Here is a 23,573-nt window from a genome sequence, read left to right on the forward strand (position 1 = left end):
ATGGACGAGCACTCCGCCCCGCTGCCGTACCCGAGCGGCTGGTTCTGCGTGGGCCGCGCGCGTGATCTGCCGCCCGGCCGGGTGCGGACGGCCCGGCTGATGGGCGAGGACGTGGTGCTGTACCGGACGGCCCGGGGCGCGGTGCGCGCGATCGGGCCGCACTGTCCGCACCTGGGCGCCCACTTCGGCGCGGGCGGGCGGGTCCGGGGCGAGGAGCTGGTCTGCCCGTTCCACGGCTTCGCCTTCGGCCCGGACGGCTCCTGTACGGGCTCTCCGGACGGCACCCGGTTCCGCGGTGAGCTGACGCGACGCCGACTGGTCGAGCGGGACGGCGCGCTGTTCGTCTGGCGGGGCGGGCCGGAGGGCGCCGCGCCCGCCTGGGAGCTGCCGCCCGCGGTCGGGGTGCGGCCGCTGGCCTGGTGGAGCGGGGAGGTGCTGTCCCATCCGCAGGAGGTGCTGGAGAACAGCGTGGACTTCCGGCACGCGGCCGTGCTGCACGGTCTGGACATGCGGGAGACCGCCCCGCCGGAGGTGGACGGCCCGCTGTTCACCGTCCACCAGCGGACCGTCACCCGGTTCCCGGGCCTGGGCACGGTGCAGTTGGAGCAGCCGGTGACGCTGGCCGGCCTGGGGATGATCCGGATGGTCGCCGAACTACCGGAACTGGGAAGCAAGTTGCAGGTGTGGGTGCTGCCGACTCCGTTGGCGCCGTGGCGCACCCTGGTGCGCTTCGCGGTGACCGTCACCGTGCCGGTGCCGGGGGTCGGGGCGGCGCGGACGGTGGACCGGGCGGCGTCCTGGCTGGCCTTGCAGGCCTCGGTGCGGATCATCAAGCAGGACCGGCCGGTGCTGGCCCACAAGCGGTACCTGGCGCAGCCGCGGCTGGTGCCCGGGGAGCGTTCGATCGGGCTGTTCCGGCGCTGGGCCCGGCAGTTCTACCCGGAGGGCGCCGCAGTCCCGGAGGGGTCCGGAGTTCCGGAGAGTTCCGGGGTCGACGACGCGGTGGAGGCGGAGGGCCCGGGCATCCACCCCGCGCGGGCCCTCCCTTCCGAACGCCCTACGTCCTGACGTCCTGACGTCCTGACGCCCTACCGCCGCCGCCCCGCCGCCAGCAGCTCCGCCACCGTCGCCAGCTTCACCCGCGGCCGCCCCTGCGCCGCCCCCCGCTCGCGCTCCGCCCGGTCCACCGCGCGCAGCTCCCGCAGCCCCACCGCGTCCGGCCGGCGCCGCCGCACCAGCCGCTCGAACTCCGCCCGCCCCGCCGAGGGCTCCGGCAGCACCCGGGCCACCGCGTCGTCCAGCAGCGCGTCCACCGTCTCCCGCGCACAGGCCCGGTTGGCGCCGATCCCGCCGGACGGCCCGCGCTTGGCCCAGCCGACCAGGTACGCGCCCGGCAGCGCCCGCCCGGTGGCCGGGTCGACGACCCGGCCGCCCTGCCGGGCGACCGTCCCGGTCCGCTCGTCGAAGGGCAGCCCCGGCACCGGCACGCCGCGGTGCCCGATGGAGCGCACCACCAGCCCGGCCCGCAGGGTCTCGCGCTCGCCCGTCGGGCCGCCGGGCTCGCCGTCCGCGGTCAGCACCGTCCGTTCGACGGTCAGCCCGGAGACCCGGCCGTCCGCCCCGGTCAGCTCCACCGGGGCGGACAGGAAGCGCAGCACGATCCGCCGGCCCGGCCCCGACTCCGACTCTGGCCCCGGCTCCACACCCTCGCCCGTGGGCACCAGCGGCAGGCCGGCCAGCAGCGCGGCCCGCGAGTCCGGCGCGGCCGACTCGATCGCCGCCCGCACCTGCGGGTGGTCCTCGACCACCAGCTCGACGCCGGGCAGCCGGCGCAGCGCCAGGAACTCCGGGGTGGTCCAGGCGGCCTGCTCGGGCCCGCGCCGGGCCAGCAGCACGACCTCCCGGACCCGGCTGCGGCGCAGCGCGGCCAGGGCGTGGTCGGCGATGTCGGTGACGGCGAGCCGGTCGGGGTCGGTGAGCAGGATCCGGGCGATGTCCACCGCGACGTTGCCGTTGCCGACCACCACGACCCGCTCGGCGGACAGCTCGACCGTGTCGGCCGGCACCGTCGGGTCGGCGTTGTACCAGCCGACGAAGGAGGTCGCGGGCAGGCTGCCCGGCAGGTCCTCGCCGGGCACGCCGAGCCGCCGGTCGGCGGCCGCGCCGACCGCGTACACCACCGCGTGGTGGTGCGCGGCCAGTTCCTCGTGGGTGACGTCGGTGCCGACCTCCAGGTTGAGGTGCATCCGCAGCCGGGGGTCGTGGAAGACGCTCGCGAAGCTCTCCGCGATCCGCTTGGTGGACTGGTGGTCGGGGGCGACGCCGTGCCGCAGCAGGCCGCCGGTGACCGGCAGCCGGTCGATCATGGTGAGCTCGGCGCTGGTGCAGCGCAGCAGTTCCTGGGCGGTGTACCCGGCGGACGGTCCGGTGCCGACCACGGCGATCCGCAGGGTGCCGAGTTCGCCCGGCAGGCTGCGCGGGAAGCTGGGCGCGCCCCAGGAGTGGTCGTTGGGGTGGTCGCGGTACCAGTCGCGGTTGAGGTCGCCGTAGACGACGTCCGGCCCGCGCAGCCGGTCGACCGGGAAGACCGCGTCGACCGGGCAGGCGTCGGCGCAGGCGCCGCAGTCGATGCACGCCTGCGGGTCGATGTACAGCAGGTCGGTGGTGCCGAACTCCGGTTCGTCCGGGGTCGGGTGGATGCAGTTGACCGGGCAGACGGACACGCACGAGGCGTCGTTGCAGCAGGTCCGGGTGATCGCGTAGGCCATGGCCGGGGTGGGTCCTCGCTGTGGGGTGAGGTGACGGATCGTCAGAGCATGTGCACACGGCGGTAGATGGCCGCCGACCGGCTGGTGATCAGCCCGGTCTCGGCGAGGAAGGCCATCAGGTGCCGGGAGCTGTTGCGCATCATCGCCTTGCGGTGCTCGTTGCCCTTCACCTCGTCGAGGGCCCGCCCGACGTCCAGCCCGACGGCCTTGTACACGCCCGGGTGGACCATGCTGCTGACGATGACGTACGCGCCGATCGCGATGCCGGTGGCCGAGGCGCGGCGGCGGGCCGGGCCGGCGTGGCGCACCCGCTCGCGGATCTCCTGCCGGGCGAACTTCATGTGCCGCGACTCCTCGACCACGTGGATCCGGGAGGAGCCGCGGACGATCTCCAGGACGTTCTCGCCGCGCATCCAGTCGCGCTGCATGACGTCGAGCACCTCCTCGGCCACCAGGATGCCGCCGTAGGCGAGTTCGCCCTTGGCGAGCGCCTTGAAGGCGCGCCCGGCCTGGGCGATCACCTTGTTGGGGCGGTAGGCGGGGACGCCCATCTTCTGGCAGGCGCGGGCGAACATGATCGAGTGCCGGCACTCGTCGGCGATCTCGGTGAGCGCGAACTGGAACTCGGCGTTGGCGGGGTTCTTGAGGTACTGGTCGCGCAGCACCATCTGCTGGAGGATCATCTCGAACCAGATGCCGGTGTTCATGATCGAGCAGACCTCGTGCCGGGTGAGCGCGACCCGCTGCGGCTCGGTCATCTCGTCCCACAGCCGGGTGCCGTAGAGGGTGCTCCACTCGGGGTTGAGGCCGTAGTGCTCCTCGGGGAGGGGGGCGTCCCAGTCGATCTCGGTCATGGGGTCGTAGGAGAGGGTCGCGGCCGACTCCAGCAGTCGCTTCGAGACGTCGTCGTCGGCGGCGGTGTGGCCGTGGTCCGCCGCTGCCTGCCCGGTGAGAGCCATGGATGCCTCCAGGGTGCCTGCGGGTTCCCGCTCACCCGCCTTATTAGACGGACAGTACAATAAGAGCCGGGTCCCGAGAACCCCCTGCGCAGCGGCGAACCCCGTACACGGCAGGAAGGGCGGGACCCCGAGGATGGGGTCCCGCCCTTTGTGCCTGCCTCGCGTGCCTCGCGCGCCTCGCGCGCCTCGCGCGCCTCGCGCGCCTCGCGCGCCTCGCGCGCCGAACGCCCGTCGTCGCTCAGGCGCCGACCGCCTTCCGCAACGCCTCCGCCGCCTCCGCCGTCGCCTCCGCGAAGCGGTGGCCGACACCGATGTAGTTGGCGTAGCCGTGGATGAGGTCCGACTGCCGGCTCAGGTACACGTCCACCCCCGCCTCCCGCAGCGCCTGCGCGTACGCCTCGCCCTCGTCCCGCAGCGGGTCGAAGCCCGCGGTGCTGAGGTAGGTGGGCGGCAGCCCGGCCAGGTCCTCGGCGAGCAGCGGGGAGATCCGCGGGTCGGTGCGGTCGAGCGGCTCGGGCGCGTACCGGTCGGCGAACCAGTCCATGTTGTCGCTGGTCAGGAAGTAGGTCTCGGCGAAGTGCCGGTGCGAGTCGCGCTTGGTCGACAGGTCGGTCACCGGGTACAGCAGCAGCTGGAACACCGGCACCGGGCCGCCCCGCCGCACCGCCTGCTGGACCGTGACGGCCGCCAGGTTGCCGCCCGCGCTGTCCCCGCCGATCGCGATCCGCTCCGGGTCGGCGCCCAGGTCGACCGCCTTGGCGAAGGCGTAGTCCAGCGCGGCCTGGACGTCCTCCAGCCCCGCCGGGAACGCGTGCTCGGGCGCCAGCCGGTACCCGACCGACAGCACCCGCACCCGGCCCCGCTCCGCCAGGAACCGCGCGACGTGGTCGTGGCTCTCCAGGCTGCCGACCACCCAGCCGCCGCCGTGCACGTACACCAGCAGCCCGGAGCCCTTCCCCACCCCGCCCGGCGTGTACAGCCGGGCCGCCAACTCGCCCTGCTCCTGCGGGATCCCGACGTCCCGCACGGCCACCGAGGCGATCGTCCGGCCGCCCACCAGGTGCCGCGCGTACTCCATCTCGTCCCGTGACGGGCCCACTCCGCCCGGCATCACCATGGTCGCCTTGGACATCCGCTGGAACTTGAGGATGACCTGCGCGTCCAGCGCGAGCGTCTGCCCGTCCCGTACCTCGGCCTTCCCGGCGAAGGCCCGCCGCAGGCCCTGGGGCAGGGCGTACGCGGCCCGGACGACGGCGGCCTGGATCCGGACGGGGAATGGAATCGACATTCTGCTGCCTCCTGGGGCCTCTGTCTGAGCCCCTCGGCTGGGGCCCCGGACCGGGAGCCCATGATGGGCTCCCCCCAAGGGAGTTGGAAGCTTCCTCGATGCCGTCTGGAGCCGCCCTCGACCCGTTCCGTCCGGTGCGTGCACCGACCCGTACGCCAGTCTGTGCACGGCTCAGCGCGCCGCCTGCCCCGCCCCGCCCCGCCCCCGATCAGGACTGGCGCCGGTCCTGGGCGTCGAAGAGCACCAGGGCGTGGGCGGCGGGTTCGAGGGCGTGGCGCAGGGCCGTGAGCGTCGGGCGCTCCAAGCCGCCGAGGGCTTCGGCGAGTTCGTCGGAGACGTCCTGGGCGATCTCCACCGCGACGGCCTCCGGGGCCGTGCGCGGGCCGAGTTTGCTGACGGCCGCCGCCGCGCGGGTGGGGGTGAGGAGGGCCGAGGCCTGGACGAGCAGCCAGGCGGGGGCGCCGGCGGCGCCCTCGGGCGGGGGGAGGTACGGGCGGGCGCCGTCGTAGCGTTCGTCCTCGGCGAAGGCCTTCTGCTTGACCTTGAGCACGGGGCGGCCCGCCTCGGACTCGCGCCACTCCCCCGCGGGTTTGAGGACGTAGCCCTCGGCGAGGTTGTCGGCGAGTTCGGGCAGTCCGAACAGGGCGGGCACCCGGCTGGGGAACGCGGCGGGCAGGTCCTGGAGGCTGTTCAGCGGGCCGCGGGCGAGCAGCGGCACGCAGCTGAGGCCGGCGTCGCCGGCGGCGGCCCGGAGGTCCCGGTCGGCGAGCCAGACCCGGCCGTCGGCGGTCTCCACCGTGGCGTCGAAGGGCAGCCAGCGCAGCCCGGGGGCGTACCAGACACCGGTCTGCACGGGGTCGACGCCGGGGGCGGCGGGGACGGCGGGGTGGGGGTAGCGGCCGCCGGCCAGCTCCCCGTACACCGTGACGACGGCGTCGCCGCCCCGGCCCGCCCGGACCGCCGCCGCGAACCGGCCTGCGGCGACGAGCAGTTGGGGCCAGATCCGACTGACCCCGAAGAACGCGTCGAGGTCCTCGTCCCCGAGCAGGTCGCGCCGCTTGGCGGCCCGCACGGTGTCGCCCTCGCAGACCACGGCGAAGTGCGCGCCGTGGACCTTCTCCGCGGCGGTCCACTCACGACTGCCGGGCGCGCCGGGGCGCCCCTTCGCGGGGATCTTCGGATAGGGCTTCAGTTCGGACCCGGATTCGGACACGAACAGGATCCTCGCCGCAAAGCCCGCCCCTGGCAACGGAAATGTCTACGTCCGGGCCGTGCCCCACAACCCGGCGAGGTGGGCGTGCAGCAGGTCCGCGGCCTCCGCCGCCGTCCGGTGGCCGATCAGCACGTGCCCGGTGAGCCCGTCGGCGAGGGCGAGCAGCGTACGGGCTTCGCGCCGGGCGTCGAGGGCGGGCGAGGCCTCGGCGACGAGCCGGGCGAGCAGCCCCTCCAGGTCGGCGTAGCTGGTGCGCAGTCCGGCGGCCAGGGCGGGGTCGACGGCGGCCGCGGCGAGGAAGGCGAGCCAGATCCGGGCCTCGGCGCGGTGTTCGTCGCCCAGCAGCGCCACTTCGCCGACGACATGGCCGACCATGCTGGCCGCCGATTGGGCGGGGCTGGCCACGACCCGCCCGTGGGCCCGCTCGGTGACGCGTCGGCCGATGTGGCCGAGGGCGAACCGGAGCATCTCCTCCTTGGTGCGGAAGCAGCGCTGGACGGCCCCCATCGACACCTCGGCCCGGGTGGCGACGTCCCGCAGGTTGACGCCCTCCAGCCCCTGCTCGTCGATCAGCGCGCACACCGCCTCGGCGATCCGCCGCCGCCGCTCCTCATGGTCCACCTGCCTGGGCATCCGCCACCCGCCTTCCACCCCTGGGCCACCCCGTTCCGATACGACCGTATCGCTCCGGCCACCCGACCGACAGCCCGACCCGGGCACACAAGGGCAGGGCGACTACTCTTCGCGCCGGATCACATGCTCTGCGTGAGAGGATCACGCGACGGCACCGCGCCCCGACCCGAGGAGTAGGCATGGCCGAGCGCCAGAACGGCACCGTGAAGTGGTTCAACGACGAGAAGGGCTACGGGTTCATCAGCCCGGAGTCCGGCGCCGACCTGTTCGTGCATTTCCGGTCGATCGAGTCGACCGGCTTCAAGTCCCTGGTGGAGGGCCAGAAGGTCTCCTTCGAGGCCGTCCAGGGGCAGAAGGGCATGCAGGCCGACAAGGTGCGGGTCGAGGAGTAGCGGCCGGCCCCGGCTGATCCGTTCGCGCGCCCGGCCGACAGCGGCCGACCGGGCGCGCGTTCGGCTTTTCAGGGGCGGATGGCACGTCGAGCCGAGCCCGGCATAGCGTTAACTCTCAGTTCATTGCAACAGATCCTCTCGGACCCATTGCGTTACCCTCCAGCGCATTGCAATGATTTCCCGTCATTCACCTGCACTGATGCCGATTCTGCACACCAATCCCGTTGCCAGCATGCTGAATGCAACGTAGCGTTTCCCTCGTCAGAAACGACGGGCCGCAAGGGCCCGCAGCACTGGACGAGGAGCTCACCATGCAGAAGTTCGACACCCCCGCCGCCATCACCGCGCTCATCGAGGTCCCGGCCGGGCGCATCCGGTTCGCCGCCTCCGACCGCACCGACACGGTGGTCGAGGTCCGCCCGGCCGACGCCTCGAAGAAGCGCGACGTGGAGACCGCCGAGCAGGCCGTCGTCAGCTACGCCGACGGCGTGCTGCAGGTCCGCACCGCGCCGCCCGTCAACTCGCTGCTCGGCCCCGGCGCCCTGGACGTCACCGTCCAGCTGCCCGCCGGCTCCCGGGTCGAGGCGAAGACCGAGGCCACCGAGCTCCAGAGCGTGGGCCGCCTCGGCGACGTCGCCTACCGGGGCGCGTACCGGGAGATCCGGATCGAGGAGGCCGCCGCCCTGCGCCTGACCGCCGTCGACGGGGACGTCGAGGTCGGCCGGATCAACGGCACCGCGGACATCAGCACCTCGCGGGGCGACATCCGGATCGCCGAGGCCGGCCCCGGCACGGTGGCGCTGACCACCCAGTCCGGCAGCATCACCATCGCCGCCGCCGCGGGCGTCTCGGCCACCCTGGACGCCGGCACCGGCCACGGCCGCATCCACAACGCCCTCGCCAACGACGGCAGCGCGGAACTGCAGATCCGCGCCACCACCCCGTACGGCGACATCACCGCCCGCAGCCTCTGACCGGCCGCGGGACGGGGCCGGGCCGACCGCGGGACGGGGCCGGGCCGGCCGCGGGACGGGACCGGCCGGACGGCCCGCTACTGGGAACGCAGGTCGGCCAGCGCCCCCTGCACCTTCTGGACGACGGCCGGGGGCAGGGTGCCGTACTTGAGCGCGTCCCCCTTGGCCTGGCCCGGGCCGCTGACCGCGTACGAGGTCAAGCCCGCCAGCAGGGCGGAACCCCCGCCGCGCTCGCAGAAGGTGACGTAGCCGAAGCCGACCATGGGGTACGCGTTCGGCACCGGCTTCTGGTAGTCGAGCTTGACCGACACCCTGCGGCCCGAGGCGTCCACCGTGGCGGTCGCGGCCATCGCGTTGGCACTCGGGACGCTCGGGGCCACGTCTGAGTCACCGTTCCGCAGCCGGACCGTGTGGAGGTTCCCGACGTCCCGCAGCGGCACGAAGCCGATCGACCCGGTGGTGCCGGCGATGAGGTTCGGGAAGGTCGCTTCGGTCGCACCGGACGGGGGCTTCACGCCGGGATCCCAGGTCGCGCCCACGTCGCTCGTCCCGTAGTCGGGCACGGCCGTGCTGAGGTACTGGCCGAAGACGTACGCCGACCACGACAGGCCGACCGGGCCCCGTACGTCGATCGGGGAAGCGGGCAGCACCGCAGCCGGGTTGAGCGCCCTGATCGCCTGGTCGTTCCAGTTCTCGATCTGGTGCCGGAAGATCTTGGCGAGCGTCGGGGCGTCCAGCACCAGGTCGGTCAGCCCGGGCACGTTGAAGACGACCGCGACGGGAACCACGGTGACCGGGAGTTGGACCAGCACCCCGGTGGAGCAGTGCTTCCCGTAGGTGGACGCCTGTAGGTCGGTCGTCGCGACGTCGAAGGTGGCACCGTCGACCTCGCCGTTGGAGAACTCGCTGGCACGGGCGTTCTTGAACGCCTCCTCGTAGTTGCTGCCGGGCGCGGGGGCCCGGTAGCTGAGCTGAGTGCCCGGGCAGGCCTTGCCGAAGTCCGCCGCCCACTGCTCGACGAGGGGCCCCTCCATCCCGTCCGCACCGACGGTGGCCTTGCCCGCCGGGGCGCAGCTGACGCCGGAGGGGAGGGCGGCCGGACCGGTGCCCGGCTGCTGGTCGTGCCAGGTGAGGTAGCCGAGCGTGCCCGCGGCGGCGACCACGACGGCGGCCACGGCGGAGCCGATCAGCAGGGCCTTGCGCGGTCGGGGTCGGCCGGCGGGGGCGGGGCTCGGCAGGTACGGCGGTACGGTCGGCGGCGCCGGTGGCTGCACCGGCACCGGGGCGACCTGGCTGGGGGCCGTCTGGCTCGGCGTCGGACCAGGAACAGGGGCCGGAGTCGGAGCCGGAACAGGAACAGCAGCCGGCGTCACCGGCCCCGTCCGCAGCTGCAGCTGCACGGTCCGCTCCCGCGCCCCGTCCGCGATCAGCCGCAACAGCCCCTCCACCGTGGGCCGTTGCTCCGACTCCTTGGCCAGGCACCCGACGATCAACGGATACAGCTCGGGCGCCAGCCCGGTCAGATCCGGCTCCTCGTACACCACCCGGAAACCCACCGCGTGCGAGGAGTCCGCACCGAACGGCCCGCGCCCGGTCGCCGCGAAGGCCAGCACCGAACCGAGCGCGAACACATCCGTGGCCGCTGTCGCCGTACCGCTGCGGAACTGCTCGGGAGCCATGAACGGCGGCGTCCCCACGGCGACACCGGTACTGGTCAACTGGGTCTCACCGGCACTGCGCGCGATGCCGAAGTCGATCACCCGCGGACCGTCCTCGGCGAGCAGCACATTGCCGGGCTTGAGGTCCCGGTGGACCAGCCCGACCCGGTGGATCTCCCGCAGCGCCTCGGCCAGCCCGGCGGCCAACCTGCGCACCTCCGGCGGCGCCAACGGGCCCTGCCCGGCCACCCGTTCGCCCAGGGACGGGCCGGGGATGAAGAGCGTCGCCAGCCAGGGCGACGGCGCGTCGGCGTCCGCGTCCAGCACCGGCGCGGTGAACGCGCCACTGACCTTGCGGGCGGCCGTGACCTCCAGCCGGAAGCGGGCCCGGAACTCGGCGTCCGCGGCCAGCTCGGGCCGGATCACCTTCACCGCCACCTGCCGCCCGGACACCGACCGGGCCCGGTAGACGACCCCCATCCCGCCCGCGCCGAGCCTGCCCTCCAGGAGGTACCCGCCGATCTCCCGCGGATCGTGTTCCGACAAGGTCACGTGCCGATTCCTCCCCCAGGCCCGTCTGGCCGACCGGCCCACCCTAGTGGGGGCCCGGACCGGCGGGAGAGGCAGGCTCAGCCCGCGAAGCCCGGCACCACCAGGCCCGACTCGTACGCGATCACCACCGCGTGGGTCCGGTTCTGCGCCCCGAGCTTGGTGAGCACGTTCCCGACGTGCGTTTTGACGGTCTCCAGGCTGACCGTCAGCGTCCCGGCGATCTCCGGGTTGGACTGCCCGGTGGCCATCAGCCGCAGCACCTCCTCCTCCCGTCCGGTCAGCGCCGCCTGCGGCAGGGCCTCGGCGGAGTCCAGGGGCCGGGCGGCGACCATCCGGCGCAGCGCCGCCGGGAAGAGGATCGCCTCGCCCGCCGCCACCACCCTTACCGCTTCCGCGATCTGCCGGACCGGGAGCCGCTTGAGGACGAAGCCGCTGGCCCCCGCGCTGAGCGCGGCGGTGACGTAGCCGTCGTTCTCGAAGGTGGTGATCACCACGACCTTCGGCGGCTCGGCGGACTCCGCCAGCAGCTGCCGGGTCGCCTCGATCCCGTTGCGGCGCGGCATCCGCACGTCCATCAGGACGACGTCGGGCCGCAGCCGCCCCGCCTGCTCGACCGCCTCGACCCCGTCGGCGGCCTCGCCGACCACCTCGATCCCGGGCTGGGCGGCGAGCAGGGTGCGCAGGCCGCTGCGGGTGATGTCGTCGTCGTCCGCGATCAGCAGGGTGACGGGGGCGCTGGGCGCGGTGCTCACGCCGACACCCGGACCGACAGCCGGACGGCCAGGCGCCAGTGCCCGTCCCCGTCCGGTCCGGACTCGAACTCGCCGTGCAGCAGCCGCACCCGCTCGGCCAACCCGGGCAGGCCGTGCCCGGACGTCGGGAAGGCACCCGCACCGGCCCCCGCACCGCCCCCCGTCCGGTTGACCACCCCCAGCTCCAGCGCGTCCGGCGCCGCCGCCACCCGGACGGCGATCGGCCCGCCCGCCCCGTGCCGCAGCGCGTTCGTCAGCCCCTCCTGGAGGATCCGGTACGCCGCCCGGGAGGCCGTCCCCGGCACCTGCGCCAGGTCGCCGGTCAGCTCCGGCTCCACCACCGCGCCCGCGTGCCGCAGCCGGTCCAGGAGTTCGGGCAGGTCGGCCAGGGTCCGGGTGGGCGCCGTGCCCGCCTCCTCCTCGCGGAGCACGCCCAGGACGTAGTCCAGGTCCTCCAGGGCGGCCCGGGTGGACTCCTCGATGCTGCGCATGGCGGCCCGCGCCGCCACCGGGTCGGCGGCGAGCACCTCGCCCGCGACGGCGGCCTGGATGGTGGCGGCCGTCAGGGTGTGCCCGATCGAGTCGTGCAACTCGTGGGCCAGCCGGTTGCGTTCGGCGAGCCGCAGCTCGCGTTCGGCGGCCTGGGCGAGCCGCTCGGCCGGGGACGGCCCCAGCAGGCGCGGCGCCAGCCACCGCAGGGCCGCCGACACCGCCGCGCACCCGGCCACCGCGAGCAGCACGCACACGACCGCCGCCACCCAGCTCCACCCGCCGCCGTCGACCCGCACCGACCAGCCGGACAGGCTCAGCTCCGCCTGACCGTCGAGCCAGCCCCCCGGCAGCGACAAGCCGATGAGGAGCAGCACGCCGCTCGCCAGCGCCCCCGTCCACCCCAGGGCCACGTGCAGCAGCAGCCACAGCGGCGTCCGCCAGCGGTCGGCGCCGGACGTCGCCGGATCCGGCAGTGGCACCCCCAGCAGCCTGCGGGCGGACGCGACCAGTACCCGGCGCGTGGTGCGGGCCAGCCCGAGCACGCCGATCAGCACCGCCCAGGCCAGCAGGGTCAGCACGGCCTGCACCACGTACGGAGCGGAGCGCCACGCCACCGCGGGCAGAATGCCGAAAGGCAGCAGCGGCAGGCTCGCCAGCGCGCCGCAGTAGGCGAACAGCGCACCCGTGTACGTGGAGCCGCGCAGCAGCGGCCGGATTCCCCTGATCATGCCCGCAAGTATGTCCGGGCAGGTCAGCGGCCACCTCCCCCGATCGGGGGAGGGCCTTTTCCCGCTTTCCCGCGATGTGCGCACGGGGGTCCTGAACCCACGATCGTGTCCTGCCAGTTGACGAGAGGACGGCCGATGCGCACCCGAGAAGACGAGACCCGGACGGTTGTCCGCCCCCTGGACCTCCAGGCCGCACGCAGGAACGGCCCGGCCGTGGCCGCGCTGGTGCTGGGCGTCCTCGGCCTGCTCACCTCGGTCGTCGTCATCGGCGGCCTGCTCGGCGTCCTCGGTCTGGTCCTGGGCGTCATCGCCCTGCGGACCGCCCGGCGGACGGGGAGCGGCCGGGGCATGGCCGACGCCGCCGTGGTGACGTCGCTCATCGCGATCGCGGTGTCCGTCCTGGCCGCCGTCCTCCTGGCCTGGTACGCCGACCGGACGCAGCCGTGCTACCGGCCCGACAGCCTCCGCGAGTACCGGCAGTGCGTCCAGCAGCAGTTCAGCGACCACCACTGATTTCCCCACGATTCCACAGGAGTTGACTCATGCGACGAGCCGTATCAACCGCACTGGCGGTGGCCATCGGCATCATGACGGCGGGCGCGCTGGTGCCGCCCGCCGCCTCCGCCGCCGTATCCGCCGCCGGCAAGCCGGACACCGTCCAGCAGGGCCTGAACGCCCTCGTGCAGGCCGACCACCTGCCCGCCGCCCTCGCGAGCGTCAAGGACCGCAAGGGCCGCACCCAGGCCTACACGGCGGGCGTCGGCGACCTGGCCACCGGTGCGAAGGTGCCCAAGGACGGCCAGGTGCGGATCGGCAGCAACACCAAGGCCTTCACCGCCGTCGTGGCGCTGCAACTGGTCGGCGAGGGGAAGGTCCGCCTCGACGAACCGATCGAGACCTACCTGCCGGGCCTCGTCCGCGGGGACGGCATCGACGGGAACCGCATCACCGTGCGCGAGCTGCTCCAGCACACCAGCGGCCTGCCCGACTACGAGGGCGACATCGAGGAATCCACCATCCAGCAGCGGTACTTCGAGCCGCGCGAGCTGCTGGACCTGGCCTTCCGGCACAAGGCCGACTCCGCGCCCGGGGAGAAGTTCGGCTACAGCAGCACCAACTACGTGCTGGTCGGCCTGCTCGTCCAGAAGATCACCGGCCGCCCCCTCGCCGAGGAGATCGACCGGCGGATCATCCAGCGGATCGGGCTGCGCCACACGTACTTCCCCGCCACCGGCGACCGGAGCATCCGGGAGGCCCACCCCCAGGGCTACCGCCAGGAGAAGCCCGGCGGCCCGATGATCGACACCACCGAGCTGGACCCCTCCGCGGGCTGGGCGGCGGGACAGATGATCTCCACCAACGCCGACCTCAACCAGTTCTTCACCGCGCTGCTCGGCGGGCGCCTCCTACCGGCGGCCCAGCTCGCCGAGATGCGCACCACCGTGCCGATCGGCACCACCGGCGCCGGGTACGGGCTGGGGCTCATCAGCCGGCCGCTGTCCTGCGGCGGGGTCTACTGGGGTCACGGCGGGGACATCCCGGGCTTCGAGACCCGGGGCGGGGCCACCGACGACGGCCGGGCGGCCAACATCGCGGTGACCCAGATCCCGGCGGACGGGGCCGTCACCCGGCACCTGGAGAAGGTCGTGGACGCGGCACTCTGCCGCTGATCCGCCGCCCGTCGGGCGTCAGCCGTCGAAGTTGGACCAGAAGATCCCGACGCCCGCACCGCTCCCGTCCCGGCCGACCAGGATGCTGTTCGCCGTGAAGTCGCAGGTGGGGAAGACCAGGGCGTTCGCGCCGCTCGCCGGGTCGACGACGACATCGAGCACGGGGGTCCGGGAGCCGGCCTGCTGCTGGGCGTCGAACCCGGCCACGACCTGGGCCACGGGGTCCTCCGCCGCCGCGAAGTCGGCGGTCCGGTGGAGGGCCCCGCCGATGACCAGGTTGTCGGGGGTGCTGGAGTAGATCGCCGAGGCGTCCTCGCTCAGCACGTTGACGTCGTCCGACGCCTCCTCCCAGTCCGCTTCCACCAGCGCCTCGGGGGCGGTGCCGGCGGCGACCAGCGCGACGGCGGAGACGGTGGCACCCCGCTCGTCGTCCCAGTCGTACGCCAGGTACACCTCGTGCAGGCCGTCGGCGACATCGGTGAACGTGTAGAAGTCCCCGCCGTCGAGACCGCACACCGCGATCTCCCCGCGGCTCGCCAGCCGCCCCGCCAGCGTGAACTCGCCCAGGAAGCCGGGCTCGTCCTCCGAGTTGTTCGCCTTCAGGACGGCTTCTATCGCCTCGATCATCTTCATGGCGGGGAGTGTGCCAGCCCACTCCGACAGTCCGGCCCCCGGGCCCTCACATCCGCGATGCGGGGGCGGCGGGGGCGGCGGAGGAGATTCGACGATGCTTCGTGGCCATGCCGAGACGACAAAACGGCCGGTTGATCCGAAGATCAACCGGCCGTTCGCTGTGCGCGAGGGGGGAGTTGAACCCCCACGCCCTTTCGGGCACTGGAACCTGAATCCAGCGCGTCTGCCTATTCCGCCACCCGCGCATCTGGGTGATGGGTTAACTATAGACCATCTCGAGGGGTGCCCCTGACCACCTCAGGTCGACGAGGGGAAGTCCCCGGATCGGACGGACGAGAGGAAGGCGTCCCAGGCCGGCGCGGGGAAGACCAGGATCGGGCCATGGGGGTCCTTGGAGTCACGCACGGGGACGAGGCCGGGGAATCCGGGGGCTACCTCGATGCAGTCGCCCCCGTTGCCGCCGCTGTAGCTGCTCTTGCGCCAGACCAACATCGCCAGCCCCTCCGAGGCTCTACGCCGGAAGGTCGCCCTCACGGACGGCCGCTACGAAGGCTGCCCAAGCGGAGGCCGAGAAAACGAGGGCCGGACCGTTCGGGTCCTTGGAGTCACGCACCGGGACGGCGCCGGGGAGGGATTCGAGGGCCACCTCGATGCAGTCGCCCCCGTTGCTGCCGCTGTAGCTGCTCTTGCGCCAGACCGTCGAATCGAGCTTGTTCCTCGTCATTTCTGAACCCCTCCAGCGCATCGGCGATCAGCGCGAGCGAGTCGGCCACAGACAGTGCCGCCTCGTGGAGCAGATCATAGCTCCAGCGATGCCGCGCAACGATCGCCGGATCATCGCTGGAGTGCCCGCGATCGAGACTCTCGGAGTAGACGCAGGTGCGCCCATCTGGCATCTCCAGCATCACCATGGACTTGTCGGCATTGGCGGGTCGACGCGTGAACGGCACGACCCGAATGATCACGTTCGGCAGTCTCGAAACGGTCAACAGGTGCTGCATCTGGCGCCTCATCACCCTGGGCCCGCCAACGACAGTTCGGATGGCACTCTCATCCAGAATCACTAGCAGAGTCGGCCCGTCCGGCTCTAGGAACCGCCGCTGCCTCGCCAATCGCGCAGCCGCTCGCTCTTCGATCACTTTGGGCTTTCCAGCCGCATCACTGACCGCCAGGACGGACTCGGCGTATTCGCGGCACTGCAAGAGGCCATGCACGACGGCCAACTGGAAGATCCTTGCGGCCACCGCCTCGGCTTCCATGTCTACATGGGTCTGAAACCAGTCCGGATGTTCAATCCCAGCATTCCAGTCCACCCTCCCCCATAGCCGCTTGAGCGCACCGCCCGTGTTGAGCAGCTCATCGGCCTTCTCCACCAGTTCCGGCGGCATGCGGCGCTGACCGGTCTCATAGCGAGTGATGTTCGTCCGGCTGCAGTGCAGCAGCTTGCCCAGCTCCTCCTGCGTGAAGCCGGCCAGCTCCCGGTAGAACCGCAGCTCCTCGCCGAACAGCTCCGCCGAACTAGCCGTCAACTCCCGCTTGAACCGCCGATGTGCCACAGCCGGCCCCCTCACACACCACGTGCCCGTGGCACCTGATTTCGGCCATCACCGTACCTCTGGAGCCCCGATGATTGACACCAGAACGCAATCATTTGCATGCATAGCGTGATTGCGCACTACTCCCGCACTCCCCCATCCGCCCCCCGAGGAACTCCCCCATGCCCATCTCCCGCCGCCCCCGCGCGTTCGCCGCCCGCCTCGACTCCTGCGTCGAATCCACCCCCCTGGCCCGGTACTTGCTCCGCGCCTACCTCGCCGCCCTCCCCACCGGCGACCGCTACCGCGACATCGCCGAACTCCTCCTCGGCGAACTCTTCGCCAACGCCGTCCAGCACACCGACGCCCCCGACGACCGCCTCATCGAAATCCGCTTCGCCCTCACCAACAACCGCCTCCGAGTCGAGGTCCACGACGCCGGGGCCGGCCGCCCCTCCCTCCGCACCCCCACCCCCACCGACGAGCACGGACGCGGCCTCTTCCTCGTCAACGAACTCGCCGAACGCTGGGGCTGCTGCCCCCGCGCCGGCGGCATCGGCAAGTTCGTCTGGGCCCTCATCGCCCCCACCCCCACCACCCTCCTCGCCGCCTGAAAGACCGCGCCCCCGATGCAGCCTCCCCTCCCCACCCTCGCCCGGCACGCCCTCGACCACGGCCACACCCCTGCCGAGACCTACACGATCCTCGCCCGCCGCACCGGCGAACCGCTCCCCGCCGCCCGCGCCGTCTGCCTCGCCCTCGACATCCCCCTCGCCGAGATCACCATCCGCCTCAACGACTGCTACGACGCCCTCCTCGCCAACCCCCGTCCCGGAACCGAAGCCGACACCGGCGAACTCCTCGAAGCCCTCGGCGTCTTCGACATCCCCAAGACCCTCACCCCCACCGAACTCGCCATCGTCGACCACTTCCTCACCGCCATCGACGCCCTCGGCGGCATCCGCGCCGGCCACCAGCACGGCCTGGCCCGCTGGTTCACCACCGGCAACCTCACCGCCGCCTACCTCTCCCTCACCGCCGCCTGCCCCCTCCCCACCACCGGCAACCCCACCCACTACTGGACCACCCTCATCGCCGCAGGCGAACTCCTCACCACCACCCCCACCCCCGACCCCCGCATCAAACCCGCCCTCGCTCACTGCCGCAGCCGTGCAGCCCGGGCCAGTTCGGCGTCGTACTGATCGGCGTCGAAGTGGAAGTCCGGTAGCCGCGCGGCCTCGTAGGGCACCTCCCAGTCGGACCACTCCACGACGCCCCCGCTCCGCCGCACCACCACCGAGACGAACCCGCAGCACCCGCCCGTGCACTCGGGCTCCCCCAGCACCACCCGCCGGGCCTCACCGGACGCGTGCAGCAGACCGTCGCGCACCTCGTCCACGAACGGGCCCCGTCCGCCCTCCCCGACGGCCTCCGCCACCACCTCCGCACCGTCGATCCACACCCGCACCAGCGGCACCCACCGCCGCCGCTGCGGCGCCACCCCGAGCTCGATCCGGTTGAACACCCCAACACCCCCCGCCCGCACCGGAAGTCGGCCCCTCCGACTTCCTGTGCACCACACCGTCAGCCCCGCCCCCGACCCCGGGCAACCCGATTTCCCCCAGCCCCGCACGACACCGCGCCATCCCCACCCGCACAGGAAGTCGGCTCCACCGACTTCCTGCGCAGCGGGGTCGCCTTCGGCTACAGCACAGCGACGCACGCGCTCAAGTCGGCTGCCAGGACGACCAGATGGGTGTCTCCCACACGCCGAAGGGCCGACTGGGCGGCGCCGTCAGTTCGGCCCACGCCTGGAAGGGAAACCCGGCTCGCAGGGCCAGCACGGCCCGGCCGGCGCCATCGGTCTCGTGCCGTTCAAGGGCGGCGATCATGTCTTCGCATTCCACGCCGTGCAGTATGCGGCCCCGCAGCCAGGACTCATCGGTCGTCTCCCCCGCGTGCTCGCGGGCGGCGATCTCGGCGATCTCCTTCACTGACATCGCGTACTGCCGGTGCGTACCGAGCTTCCGCTCGTCCCACCGCGTGGCCATGACGCGCCGGTTCTTGGTCCCGCAGAGGAACACGGGAAGTCGACCCAGTCGACTTCCCGTGCAACCGATACAGCTGTGGACCACGGAGGTATGACCTCACGCAGCGAGGGCCGTGCTCGTCGCACGGCCCTCGCTGTGGGTGTGGGGTTGCCCCGTTCCCGCCCTCGTCGTCCCGGATCTGCACAATGGTGGTGAGTTGTGTGACGTGCCCTGTCACTTGTGCGCGGTGCTGAGCTGCACTGTTGGTGAGGAATTGAACCCCTGCGTTGCTCTTCACGCGCCGAGGGTCGGATAAACCGCCGACCCGCGGTGTGTGCACGCCTCCGTGGCGACTACCTGCTTCTCCCACACCCCGCTCGTGGGGGTCAGTCCTCGATCAGGTCGATCTCCCAGTTGGTGCGCTGGATCTGGGAGTCCACCTCGCGGATCTCCTTGGCCAGGGAGTCCGCCTGGGCACGGAGTTCCGCGACCGGCAGGGCGGACAGGATCCGGAGTTCGGACCGCAACTGCCGTACGGCTCCGCGCTGGTCGCGTCCGGAGGCGGCGTCGGCAGCCGCGGTGATCACCGAGTGGCGCAGCCGCAGGACGTCCCGGCGGGCGAGGGCGTCGGTGAGGGTGCCGCCGCCCTCGACGAGCGCGGTGGAGTTGGTCCGGTTGATCTGACGGATCAGCCGCTCCAGCTCGTCCAGAGTCTCTCCGGCCTGGGCCAGGACCTCGGCCGCGTTCTCGGCCGGCTCCTCGCCCTCCTGGTAGCGGGCGCTGCCGACGGCGCGCGTCCGCAGCTGCTCCACCCGCCGCACCGCAGCCGCGCGCTGCGCGAGCGCTTCAGCCAGTTTCACCGCGTCATCACCTCTACGTCCTGCTGATCGTCCGGCAAGTATGCACATCAGCGCACGACGGTGCGGTGGCCAGGGGTGCCGCACGGGACGCAGGACCCCCATCCCCCGCACGGGGGACCAGAGTTGGGCCTCGGGCACGATCCGGGCGGAGCGGGCCGCGCGCCAGCATGGAGGCCATGGACACCTACGCGAACCCGACAACCACCACCATCCCCGAGCACCGGGCCCCGGCCCGTTGGGTGGTGCGGGTCGCGCACCTCGCGGCGCTCACGGCCGTACCGTCCGGCCTCTGGCGGATCGCGATGGGGGTCGGCATACCGGTGGGGTTCGACACCACCGGACACGACATCCCCGGCTGGTTCAGCGCCATGTGCATCGCGATGAGCCTGGGCACCGAAGGGCTCACCCTGCTCACCCTCGGGCTGGTGAAGCCCTGGGGCGAGGTGGTGCCGGGCTGGATCCCGCTGATCGGGGCCCGGCGGGTCGCGCCGCTGGCGGCGGCGGTTCCGGCGCTGCTCGGCGCGGCCGTCGTGATGCTGCTGACGATCCCCCGGGCGGGCGGCTTCGGCGGGATCCCGGGCGCCCCGACCGGGCCGGCCCTGCTCCTGATGGACGCCTGCTACGCACCGCTGCTGCTCTGGGGTCCCCTGCTCGTGATCGTCACCGTCGCCTACTACCGGCGGCGCCGAACCTGAACAGGAAGTCGGCCCAACCGACTTCCTGTGCGCCCACGGCGAGTCGCCGCCCGACCGCCGCGCCGCACGACATACTCCCGGCGGATTACTCCGGTTACATCGCGGGGGCTACGAACGGCACCGGAATGCTTACATCCGCGGGCCGATTCGATACGGAGCCGCGGAATCTAGCGTCATTCCCATGAAAAGCAATCGCCGTATCAGCACCATCGCAGCGCTGGCGCTCGCCGCCCTCGTCACCGGAACCGGCACCGGGTCCGCCGCCACGACCACGGCCACCGCCACCGCCACTGCCACCGCCGCGGCCACCGCGCCCACGCGGTCCTTCCAAGGCGCGCTCCCCGCGCCGACCGGCCCCTACGCCGCCGGCGAGGACGTCATCCACCTCACCGACGAGAGCCGTCCCGACCCGTGGGTGCCGTCATCCGGCCCCCGCCAACTGACCATCACGATGCTCTACCCGGCCGTCCCCGGGACCGGGACTCCGGCCCCGTACATGACCCTCGCCGAGGCAGCCGGACACATCCAGCAGTCGAGGATTCCGGCGAGCTCCGGCATCACCCCGCAGAACGTCGCCGCCGTCACCACGCACGCCTTCGACGGCGCTCGGCCGCAACACGGCAAGTATCCGCTGGTGCTCCTCTCGCCCGGGTTCGGGGACCCGCGCATGGTGCTCACCTCGCTCGCGACCGACCTGGCCAGTCACGGCTACGTCGTCGCGCTCGTCGGCGACACCAACGGGGACAGCGGCGAGACGCTGGCGAACGGCCAGACGCCGCCGTGCGCGATCTGCCCTGACGCGGTGCATCTCGACATGAACACGGTCACCGCCAACCGCGCGCTGGACGAGTCCTTCGTGATCGACCAGTTGACGCACGGCACTACCGCGTGGCACCTGGCACACCACATCGACAAGCATGAGATCGGCTCGGCCGGACACTCCATCGGCGGAGCGACAGCCGCCGCCACGATGATCTCCGACCCGCGGGTACGGGCCGGAGTGAACATGGACGGCAAGTTCTACCCGGTCCCGATGCCCGGCCAGATCAACCGGCCGTTCCTCATGCTGGGCGAGACCGACACCCACGTGGCCAACGGATCCGACACCACGTGGGGGCCGGCCTGGGCCGCCCTCGGCGGCTACAAGAAGTGGCTGACGGTCACCGGCGCCAACCACCCCAGCTTCACCGACGTGAACCTGCTCGAGGAGCAGGCCGGGTTCCCGACGCCGCCCCTCGCCCCCGAACGTGGAATCGAGATCACGCGTGAGTACGTGACGGCGTTCTTCGACCAGGCGCTGAAGGGGATCGACAGTCCGCTGCTGGACGGCCCCTCGCCGGACAATCCGGAAGTACTCTTCCAGGACTAGTGTTCATGCGGCTTTGCGGGCGCGCCTGTACAGGAAGTCGGCCCCGCCGACTTCCCGTACAGCGCCATCAGCCCTCCCCCGCCCCGCGATCCCCCGGCCTGGGACGATGGGTCCCGTCGACCGATCCACCAGGGGGACCGCATGGAGCTACGGCAGCTGCGCTGCTTCGTCGCCGTCGCCGAGGAGCTGCACTTCGGCCGGGCGGCCGAGCGGCTGCTGCTCGGGCAGCCGGCGGTGAGTCAGCAGGTCCGGCGGCTGGAGCGGGAGTTGAAGGTCGAGCTGTTCGACCGCTCGCCCCGGTACGTGCGGCTGACCCCGGCCGGGGAGCGGTTCCTGCCCGCCGCCCGGAACGTCCTCGCGGCCGAGGACGCCGCCCGGGCGCTCGCCGCCGACCTGGCCGCGCCCGCCGTGCTGCGGCTCGGCACCGTCACCGGGCTCGCCGAGCGGCTGGACCTGATCCTGGACACCTACCAGCAACGGGCCCCGGGAGTGCGCGTCGAACTGCACTCCGCTCCGGTACGGGAGCGGCTGGCCCGGGTGTCGGACGGTCGACTGGACGCCGCCTTCGTCCGCGGTGCGATCGCCGAGACCAACCCCGACCTCCGCTTCCTGCCGGTCTGGGAGGACGAGTTGGTGCTCGCGCTGCCCGCCCGGCACCCCCTGGCCGACCGGCCCGAGCTGGATCTCGCCGACCTCGCCGACCTGCCGCTGCGGCTGACCGAGCGCGCCAACCACCCGGCGCTGGTGGACCTGGTGACGGAGGCCTGCGACCGGGCGGGCTTCCGGCCCGTCCTCGGCCCGGCGCACGGCGCCCTCCAGGACACCCTGGCCTCGATCGGCACCGGCGCCCCGATGTGGACGGTGGTGTACGCCGCCAACGCCCGGATGGTGAACGCCCACCGGGTCGCCTTCCGCCGCTGCCGCACCCCGCTGGCCCTGCCGACCTCGATCGCCGTACGACGCTCCGCCCCGCTGCCCCGACTACTCCTGGAGACCTGCCGCACAACGCCCCCGACCTGGGACGATCAGGGCTCGTGATCGCTGCGAGAGCGATTCGGGTCTGGGTGCGGACGGCCCGATCGGGTGGACTGTTCTCAGCCGGAGAACCCGGCGGCAGAGCCCGGCGGAAGAGCCGGGCAGCGACCCGGTCAGGAGCCGAAGATGCCGATCGTCACCATCCAGCAGGGCCCGCGCAGCGTCGAGCAGAAGCGTGAGCTGGTCGAGAAGGTCACCAAGGCGTTCGAGGAGGCCCTGGAGGTCCCCGCCGAGAGCGTGTTCGTCTTCGTCCAGGAGTTCCAGCCGGAGAGCTGGGGCGTCGCGGGCAAGCTCATCGCGGACCGGTAACCTCCCGGATCCGCCCGACGCAGTACCGCAGGCCCGCCGGAGGAACACCCGGCGGGCCCGCCCGCGTGTCGGGCCCGAATCGCTCCAGGAGCCCCGCCCCGAAGCCCCGCCCGACAGAAGCCCCGACTACTGGCCGCCCTGGCCGGCGCTGCCCATCGGGCCGATCTTCACCGGGGTGCCGGAGCCGTCCGTGACGGGCAGCGAACCGGCGCCCGGCCAGGGCAGGCTGACGGACTTGGTCTCGTCCGGCGGGGTCACCACCAGCCCGGTGATGCGGACGCCGGTGCCGCCCGTGGTGTTGGCCGGGTAGCTGATGCCGAAGAACGTCGACTTGCCGTTCTTGATCACGCCCGCGACGACCGGCTCGCCGGAGCGCTGGGCGGACAGCGAGCCCGCGTTGGTCTTCAGGTCGACGCCCGCGTAGCCGGAGAGCGAGCAGTCGTGGCCGCTGTGGTTCTTCAACTCGACCACGACGGTGCGGGTCGCGTCGCCGTCGATGGTGCGGTCCGCAGCCGTGATCGTCAGGTCGTCCGTGCGGCACTTGCCGCCCGCCTTGCCGCCGTCGGTGGCGCCCGTGCCGCCCGTCCCGCCGGCCGTGGCCTTTCCGCTCGGGGCCGTCCCACCGGTTCCGGCGGAGCCGCCCGAGGTCGTACCGGCCGAGCCGCCCGAACCGCCGCCCGTGGCGGCCTTGGTGGGCGCGGTGGTGACGGTCGCCCCGGCCGTCGGCTTGGCCTGGTCGGTGCCGGTGTCGTCGTTGGGGCCGCAGGCCGTGAGCGACAGGCCGGCGGCGACGACCAGGGCGGCGGCGAAGGTGGCCTTGTGAACGCGCATCGTGACTTCCTCGATATCGGGTGGCGGTGGCGGCTGCTCGGCACGGATCGGTACGAGCGGCGGTTCTGGTGAGCAGGACCACCCGGCCCGGTGAACCGTTCCGTCCGACCATCCGTCAGGACAGTGCTGTTACACGACCGACCGACCACGAAGCGCCGGATCGGACTCCCCGCCCAGCCGGAACAGCGGTTCCCGCC

27 protein-coding genes and 1 tRNA gene are annotated in these 23,573 nt (G+C 72.7%); 11 read left to right on the forward strand and 17 right to left on the reverse strand.

The features are described 5' to 3' along the window. Positions 1 to 1,068, forward strand: a complete 1,068-nt coding sequence (locus ACFVXG_RS34540) for an aromatic ring-hydroxylating dioxygenase subunit alpha (protein ID WP_387933364.1) — start codon at positions 1 to 3, stop codon at positions 1,066 to 1,068. Positions 1,069 to 1,088: 20 nt separating this feature from the next. Here ACFVXG_RS34540 and ACFVXG_RS34545 read toward each other — a convergent pair whose 3' ends face one another. From ACFVXG_RS34545 to ACFVXG_RS34565, 5 genes are all read right to left on the reverse strand, one after another. After that, positions 1,089 to 2,768, reverse strand: a complete 1,680-nt coding sequence (locus tag ACFVXG_RS34545; RefSeq protein WP_387933366.1) for a 4Fe-4S binding protein — start codon at positions 2,766 to 2,768, stop codon at positions 1,089 to 1,091. 41 nt (positions 2,769 to 2,809) lie between these two features. Then, on the reverse strand, positions 2,810 to 3,727 hold the full coding sequence (locus ACFVXG_RS34550; RefSeq protein ID WP_387933368.1) for a diiron oxygenase: 918 nt from the start codon (positions 3,725 to 3,727) through the stop codon (positions 2,810 to 2,812). A 238-nt stretch (positions 3,728 to 3,965) separates the two neighbouring features. After that, positions 3,966 to 5,015: an alpha/beta hydrolase gene (locus ACFVXG_RS34555; protein WP_387933370.1), complete on the reverse strand. Its 1,050-nt coding sequence runs from the start codon at positions 5,013 to 5,015 to the stop codon at positions 3,966 to 3,968. Positions 5,016 to 5,223: 208 nt separating this feature from the next. After that, complete coding sequence (locus ACFVXG_RS34560) at positions 5,224 to 6,228, reverse strand: RNA ligase family protein (protein ID WP_387933372.1); 1,005 nt, start codon at positions 6,226 to 6,228, stop codon at positions 5,224 to 5,226. A gap of 45 nt (positions 6,229 to 6,273) precedes the next feature. Continuing rightward, a complete protein-coding gene (locus ACFVXG_RS34565) occupies positions 6,274 to 6,861 on the reverse strand; it encodes a TetR/AcrR family transcriptional regulator (RefSeq protein ID WP_387933373.1) in 588 nt (195 codons plus the stop codon). A gap of 179 nt (positions 6,862 to 7,040) precedes the next feature. Between ACFVXG_RS34565 and ACFVXG_RS34570 the strand changes: the two genes are divergently transcribed. Then, positions 7,041 to 7,253: a cold-shock protein gene (locus ACFVXG_RS34570; protein ID WP_350507498.1), complete on the forward strand. Its 213-nt coding sequence runs from the start codon at positions 7,041 to 7,043 to the stop codon at positions 7,251 to 7,253. Positions 7,254 to 7,564: 311 nt separating this feature from the next. Next, positions 7,565 to 8,227 (forward strand): DUF4097 family beta strand repeat-containing protein, encoded by a 663-nt coding sequence (locus tag ACFVXG_RS34575; RefSeq protein ID WP_387933376.1) that lies wholly within the window; start codon positions 7,565 to 7,567, stop codon positions 8,225 to 8,227. Between the two features lie 77 nt (positions 8,228 to 8,304). On the opposite strand, the gene ACFVXG_RS34580 is transcribed toward ACFVXG_RS34575, so the two are convergent. From ACFVXG_RS34580 to ACFVXG_RS34590, 3 genes are all read right to left on the reverse strand, one after another. Next, positions 8,305 to 10,437, reverse strand: coding sequence for a serine/threonine-protein kinase (locus tag ACFVXG_RS34580; RefSeq protein WP_387933378.1), 2,133 nt, complete (start codon positions 10,435 to 10,437; stop codon positions 8,305 to 8,307). Positions 10,438 to 10,514: 77 nt separating this feature from the next. After that, positions 10,515 to 11,189 carry a response regulator gene (locus ACFVXG_RS34585; protein ID WP_387933380.1) on the reverse strand — a complete coding sequence of 225 codons (675 nt, stop codon included), beginning with the start codon at positions 11,187 to 11,189 and terminating at the stop codon, positions 10,515 to 10,517. Next, positions 11,186 to 12,409, reverse strand: a complete 1,224-nt coding sequence (locus ACFVXG_RS34590) for a sensor histidine kinase (protein ID WP_387933382.1) — start codon at positions 12,407 to 12,409, stop codon at positions 11,186 to 11,188. Before ACFVXG_RS34590 ends, ACFVXG_RS34585 begins: the two co-directional genes overlap by 4 nt. Positions 12,410 to 12,544: 135 nt before the next feature. Between ACFVXG_RS34590 and ACFVXG_RS34595 the strand changes: the two genes are divergently transcribed. Together ACFVXG_RS34595 and ACFVXG_RS34600 are read left to right on the forward strand one after the other, a co-directional pair. Further along, positions 12,545 to 12,922 carry a DUF4190 domain-containing protein gene (locus tag ACFVXG_RS34595; RefSeq protein WP_387933384.1) on the forward strand — a complete coding sequence of 126 codons (378 nt, stop codon included), beginning with the start codon at positions 12,545 to 12,547 and terminating at the stop codon, positions 12,920 to 12,922. A gap of 29 nt (positions 12,923 to 12,951) precedes the next feature. Next, positions 12,952 to 14,079 carry a serine hydrolase domain-containing protein gene (locus ACFVXG_RS34600; protein ID WP_387933386.1) on the forward strand — a complete coding sequence of 376 codons (1,128 nt, stop codon included), beginning with the start codon at positions 12,952 to 12,954 and terminating at the stop codon, positions 14,077 to 14,079. An 18-nt stretch (positions 14,080 to 14,097) separates the two neighbouring features. On the opposite strand, the gene ACFVXG_RS34605 is transcribed toward ACFVXG_RS34600, so the two are convergent. The 5 genes from ACFVXG_RS34605 to ACFVXG_RS34625 all read right to left on the reverse strand — a co-directional run bounded on the left by ACFVXG_RS34605 (position 14,098) and on the right by ACFVXG_RS34625 (position 16,268). Beyond that, on the reverse strand, positions 14,098 to 14,712 hold the full coding sequence (locus ACFVXG_RS34605; RefSeq protein ID WP_387933388.1) for a hypothetical protein: 615 nt from the start codon (positions 14,710 to 14,712) through the stop codon (positions 14,098 to 14,100). A gap of 161 nt (positions 14,713 to 14,873) precedes the next feature. Beyond that, a tRNA-Leu gene (locus ACFVXG_RS34610) sits at positions 14,874 to 14,957 on the reverse strand. A 52-nt stretch (positions 14,958 to 15,009) separates the two neighbouring features. Then, complete coding sequence (locus tag ACFVXG_RS34615; protein ID WP_387933390.1) at positions 15,010 to 15,204, reverse strand: DUF397 domain-containing protein; 195 nt, start codon at positions 15,202 to 15,204, stop codon at positions 15,010 to 15,012. 19 nt (positions 15,205 to 15,223) lie between these two features. After that, the gene (locus ACFVXG_RS34620; protein ID WP_387933391.1) at positions 15,224 to 15,358 is read right to left on the reverse strand and encodes a DUF397 domain-containing protein; all 135 of its coding nucleotides are present in this window, start codon (positions 15,356 to 15,358) and stop codon (positions 15,224 to 15,226) included. Continuing rightward, positions 15,318 to 16,268: a helix-turn-helix domain-containing protein gene (locus ACFVXG_RS34625; RefSeq protein ID WP_387933393.1), complete on the reverse strand. Its 951-nt coding sequence runs from the start codon at positions 16,266 to 16,268 to the stop codon at positions 15,318 to 15,320. The genes ACFVXG_RS34620 and ACFVXG_RS34625 overlap by 41 nt, the downstream gene beginning before the upstream one ends. A 161-nt stretch (positions 16,269 to 16,429) precedes the next feature. Between ACFVXG_RS34625 and ACFVXG_RS34630 the strand changes: the two genes are divergently transcribed. Then, complete coding sequence (locus ACFVXG_RS34630; RefSeq protein ID WP_387933394.1) at positions 16,430 to 16,861, forward strand: ATP-binding protein; 432 nt, start codon at positions 16,430 to 16,432, stop codon at positions 16,859 to 16,861. A gap of 15 nt (positions 16,862 to 16,876) precedes the next feature. Continuing rightward, positions 16,877 to 17,449, forward strand: coding sequence for a hypothetical protein (locus ACFVXG_RS34635; protein WP_387933395.1), 573 nt, complete (start codon positions 16,877 to 16,879; stop codon positions 17,447 to 17,449). On the opposite strand, the gene ACFVXG_RS34640 is transcribed toward ACFVXG_RS34635, so the two are convergent. The 3 genes from ACFVXG_RS34640 to ACFVXG_RS34650 form a co-directional block, all read right to left on the reverse strand. Beyond that, positions 17,404 to 17,772, reverse strand: a complete 369-nt coding sequence (locus ACFVXG_RS34640) for a hypothetical protein (protein WP_387933397.1) — start codon at positions 17,770 to 17,772, stop codon at positions 17,404 to 17,406. The genes ACFVXG_RS34635 and ACFVXG_RS34640 overlap by 46 nt on opposite strands. A gap of 202 nt (positions 17,773 to 17,974) precedes the next feature. Next, entirely contained in the window at positions 17,975 to 18,241 is a 267-nt protein-coding gene (locus ACFVXG_RS34645; protein WP_387933399.1) for a hypothetical protein, read from the reverse strand. A gap of 422 nt (positions 18,242 to 18,663) precedes the next feature. After that, positions 18,664 to 19,137 carry a DIP1984 family protein gene (locus ACFVXG_RS34650; RefSeq protein ID WP_387933400.1) on the reverse strand — a complete coding sequence of 158 codons (474 nt, stop codon included), beginning with the start codon at positions 19,135 to 19,137 and terminating at the stop codon, positions 18,664 to 18,666. A 176-nt stretch (positions 19,138 to 19,313) separates the two neighbouring features. Here ACFVXG_RS34650 and ACFVXG_RS34655 point away from each other — a divergent pair, with 176 nt between their 5' ends. The 4 genes from ACFVXG_RS34655 (at position 19,314) to dmpI (ending at position 22,545) form a co-directional block, all read left to right on the forward strand. Beyond that, positions 19,314 to 19,832, forward strand: coding sequence for a hypothetical protein (locus ACFVXG_RS34655; RefSeq protein WP_387933402.1), 519 nt, complete (start codon positions 19,314 to 19,316; stop codon positions 19,830 to 19,832). 181 nt (positions 19,833 to 20,013) lie between these two features. Continuing rightward, positions 20,014 to 21,201 carry an alpha/beta hydrolase family protein gene (locus tag ACFVXG_RS34660; RefSeq protein ID WP_387933404.1) on the forward strand — a complete coding sequence of 396 codons (1,188 nt, stop codon included), beginning with the start codon at positions 20,014 to 20,016 and terminating at the stop codon, positions 21,199 to 21,201. Between the two features lie 141 nt (positions 21,202 to 21,342). Further along, positions 21,343 to 22,239 (forward strand): LysR substrate-binding domain-containing protein, encoded by an 897-nt coding sequence (locus ACFVXG_RS34665; protein WP_387933406.1) that lies wholly within the window; start codon positions 21,343 to 21,345, stop codon positions 22,237 to 22,239. Between the two features lie 123 nt (positions 22,240 to 22,362). Beyond that, positions 22,363 to 22,545: a 4-oxalocrotonate tautomerase DmpI gene (gene dmpI / locus ACFVXG_RS34670; RefSeq protein ID WP_387933408.1), complete on the forward strand. Its 183-nt coding sequence runs from the start codon at positions 22,363 to 22,365 to the stop codon at positions 22,543 to 22,545. A gap of 126 nt (positions 22,546 to 22,671) precedes the next feature. On the opposite strand, the gene ACFVXG_RS34675 is transcribed toward dmpI, so the two are convergent. Then, a complete protein-coding gene (locus ACFVXG_RS34675) occupies positions 22,672 to 23,376 on the reverse strand; it encodes a DUF4232 domain-containing protein (RefSeq protein ID WP_387933410.1) in 705 nt (234 codons plus the stop codon). Positions 23,377 to 23,573: the final 197 nt, after the last annotated feature.

The organism is Kitasatospora sp. NPDC058162, assembly GCF_042884005.1.
Classification (GTDB): domain Bacteria; phylum Actinomycetota; class Actinomycetes; order Streptomycetales; family Streptomycetaceae; genus Kitasatospora.

Bases quoted from the DNA above. Each gene is read 5' to 3' on its own strand.
- ACFVXG_RS34540 (WP_387933364.1), top strand. From the start codon at position 1: ATGGACGAGCACTCCGCCCCGCTGCCGTACCCGAGCGGCTGGTTCTGC.
- ACFVXG_RS34545 (WP_387933366.1), bottom strand. From the start codon at position 2,768: ATGGCCTACGCGATCACCCGGACCTGCTGCAACGACGCCTCGTGCGTG.
- ACFVXG_RS34550 (WP_387933368.1), bottom strand. From the start codon at position 3,727: ATGGCTCTCACCGGGCAGGCAGCGGCGGACCACGGCCACACCGCCGCC.
- ACFVXG_RS34555 (WP_387933370.1), bottom strand. From the start codon at position 5,015: ATGTCGATTCCATTCCCCGTCCGGATCCAGGCCGCCGTCGTCCGGGCC.
- ACFVXG_RS34565 (WP_387933373.1), bottom strand. From the start codon at position 6,861: ATGCCCAGGCAGGTGGACCATGAGGAGCGGCGGCGGCGGATCGCCGAG.
- ACFVXG_RS34570 (WP_350507498.1), top strand. From the start codon at position 7,041: ATGGCCGAGCGCCAGAACGGCACCGTGAAGTGGTTCAACGACGAGAAG.
- ACFVXG_RS34575 (WP_387933376.1), top strand. From the start codon at position 7,565: ATGCAGAAGTTCGACACCCCCGCCGCCATCACCGCGCTCATCGAGGTC.
- ACFVXG_RS34590 (WP_387933382.1), bottom strand. From the start codon at position 12,409: ATGATCAGGGGAATCCGGCCGCTGCTGCGCGGCTCCACGTACACGGGT.
- ACFVXG_RS34595 (WP_387933384.1), top strand. From the start codon at position 12,545: ATGCGCACCCGAGAAGACGAGACCCGGACGGTTGTCCGCCCCCTGGAC.
- ACFVXG_RS34600 (WP_387933386.1), top strand. From the start codon at position 12,952: ATGCGACGAGCCGTATCAACCGCACTGGCGGTGGCCATCGGCATCATG.
- ACFVXG_RS34605 (WP_387933388.1), bottom strand. From the start codon at position 14,712: ATGAAGATGATCGAGGCGATAGAAGCCGTCCTGAAGGCGAACAACTCG.
- ACFVXG_RS34615 (WP_387933390.1), bottom strand. From the start codon at position 15,204: ATGTTGGTCTGGCGCAAGAGCAGCTACAGCGGCGGCAACGGGGGCGAC.
- ACFVXG_RS34630 (WP_387933394.1), top strand. From the start codon at position 16,430: ATGCCCATCTCCCGCCGCCCCCGCGCGTTCGCCGCCCGCCTCGACTCC.
- ACFVXG_RS34635 (WP_387933395.1), top strand. From the start codon at position 16,877: ATGCAGCCTCCCCTCCCCACCCTCGCCCGGCACGCCCTCGACCACGGC.
- ACFVXG_RS34655 (WP_387933402.1), top strand. From the start codon at position 19,314: ATGGACACCTACGCGAACCCGACAACCACCACCATCCCCGAGCACCGG.
- ACFVXG_RS34660 (WP_387933404.1), top strand. From the start codon at position 20,014: ATGAAAAGCAATCGCCGTATCAGCACCATCGCAGCGCTGGCGCTCGCC.
- ACFVXG_RS34665 (WP_387933406.1), top strand. From the start codon at position 21,343: ATGGAGCTACGGCAGCTGCGCTGCTTCGTCGCCGTCGCCGAGGAGCTG.
- dmpI (WP_387933408.1), top strand. From the start codon at position 22,363: ATGCCGATCGTCACCATCCAGCAGGGCCCGCGCAGCGTCGAGCAGAAG.
- ACFVXG_RS34675 (WP_387933410.1), bottom strand. From the start codon at position 23,376: ATGCGCGTTCACAAGGCCACCTTCGCCGCCGCCCTGGTCGTCGCCGCC.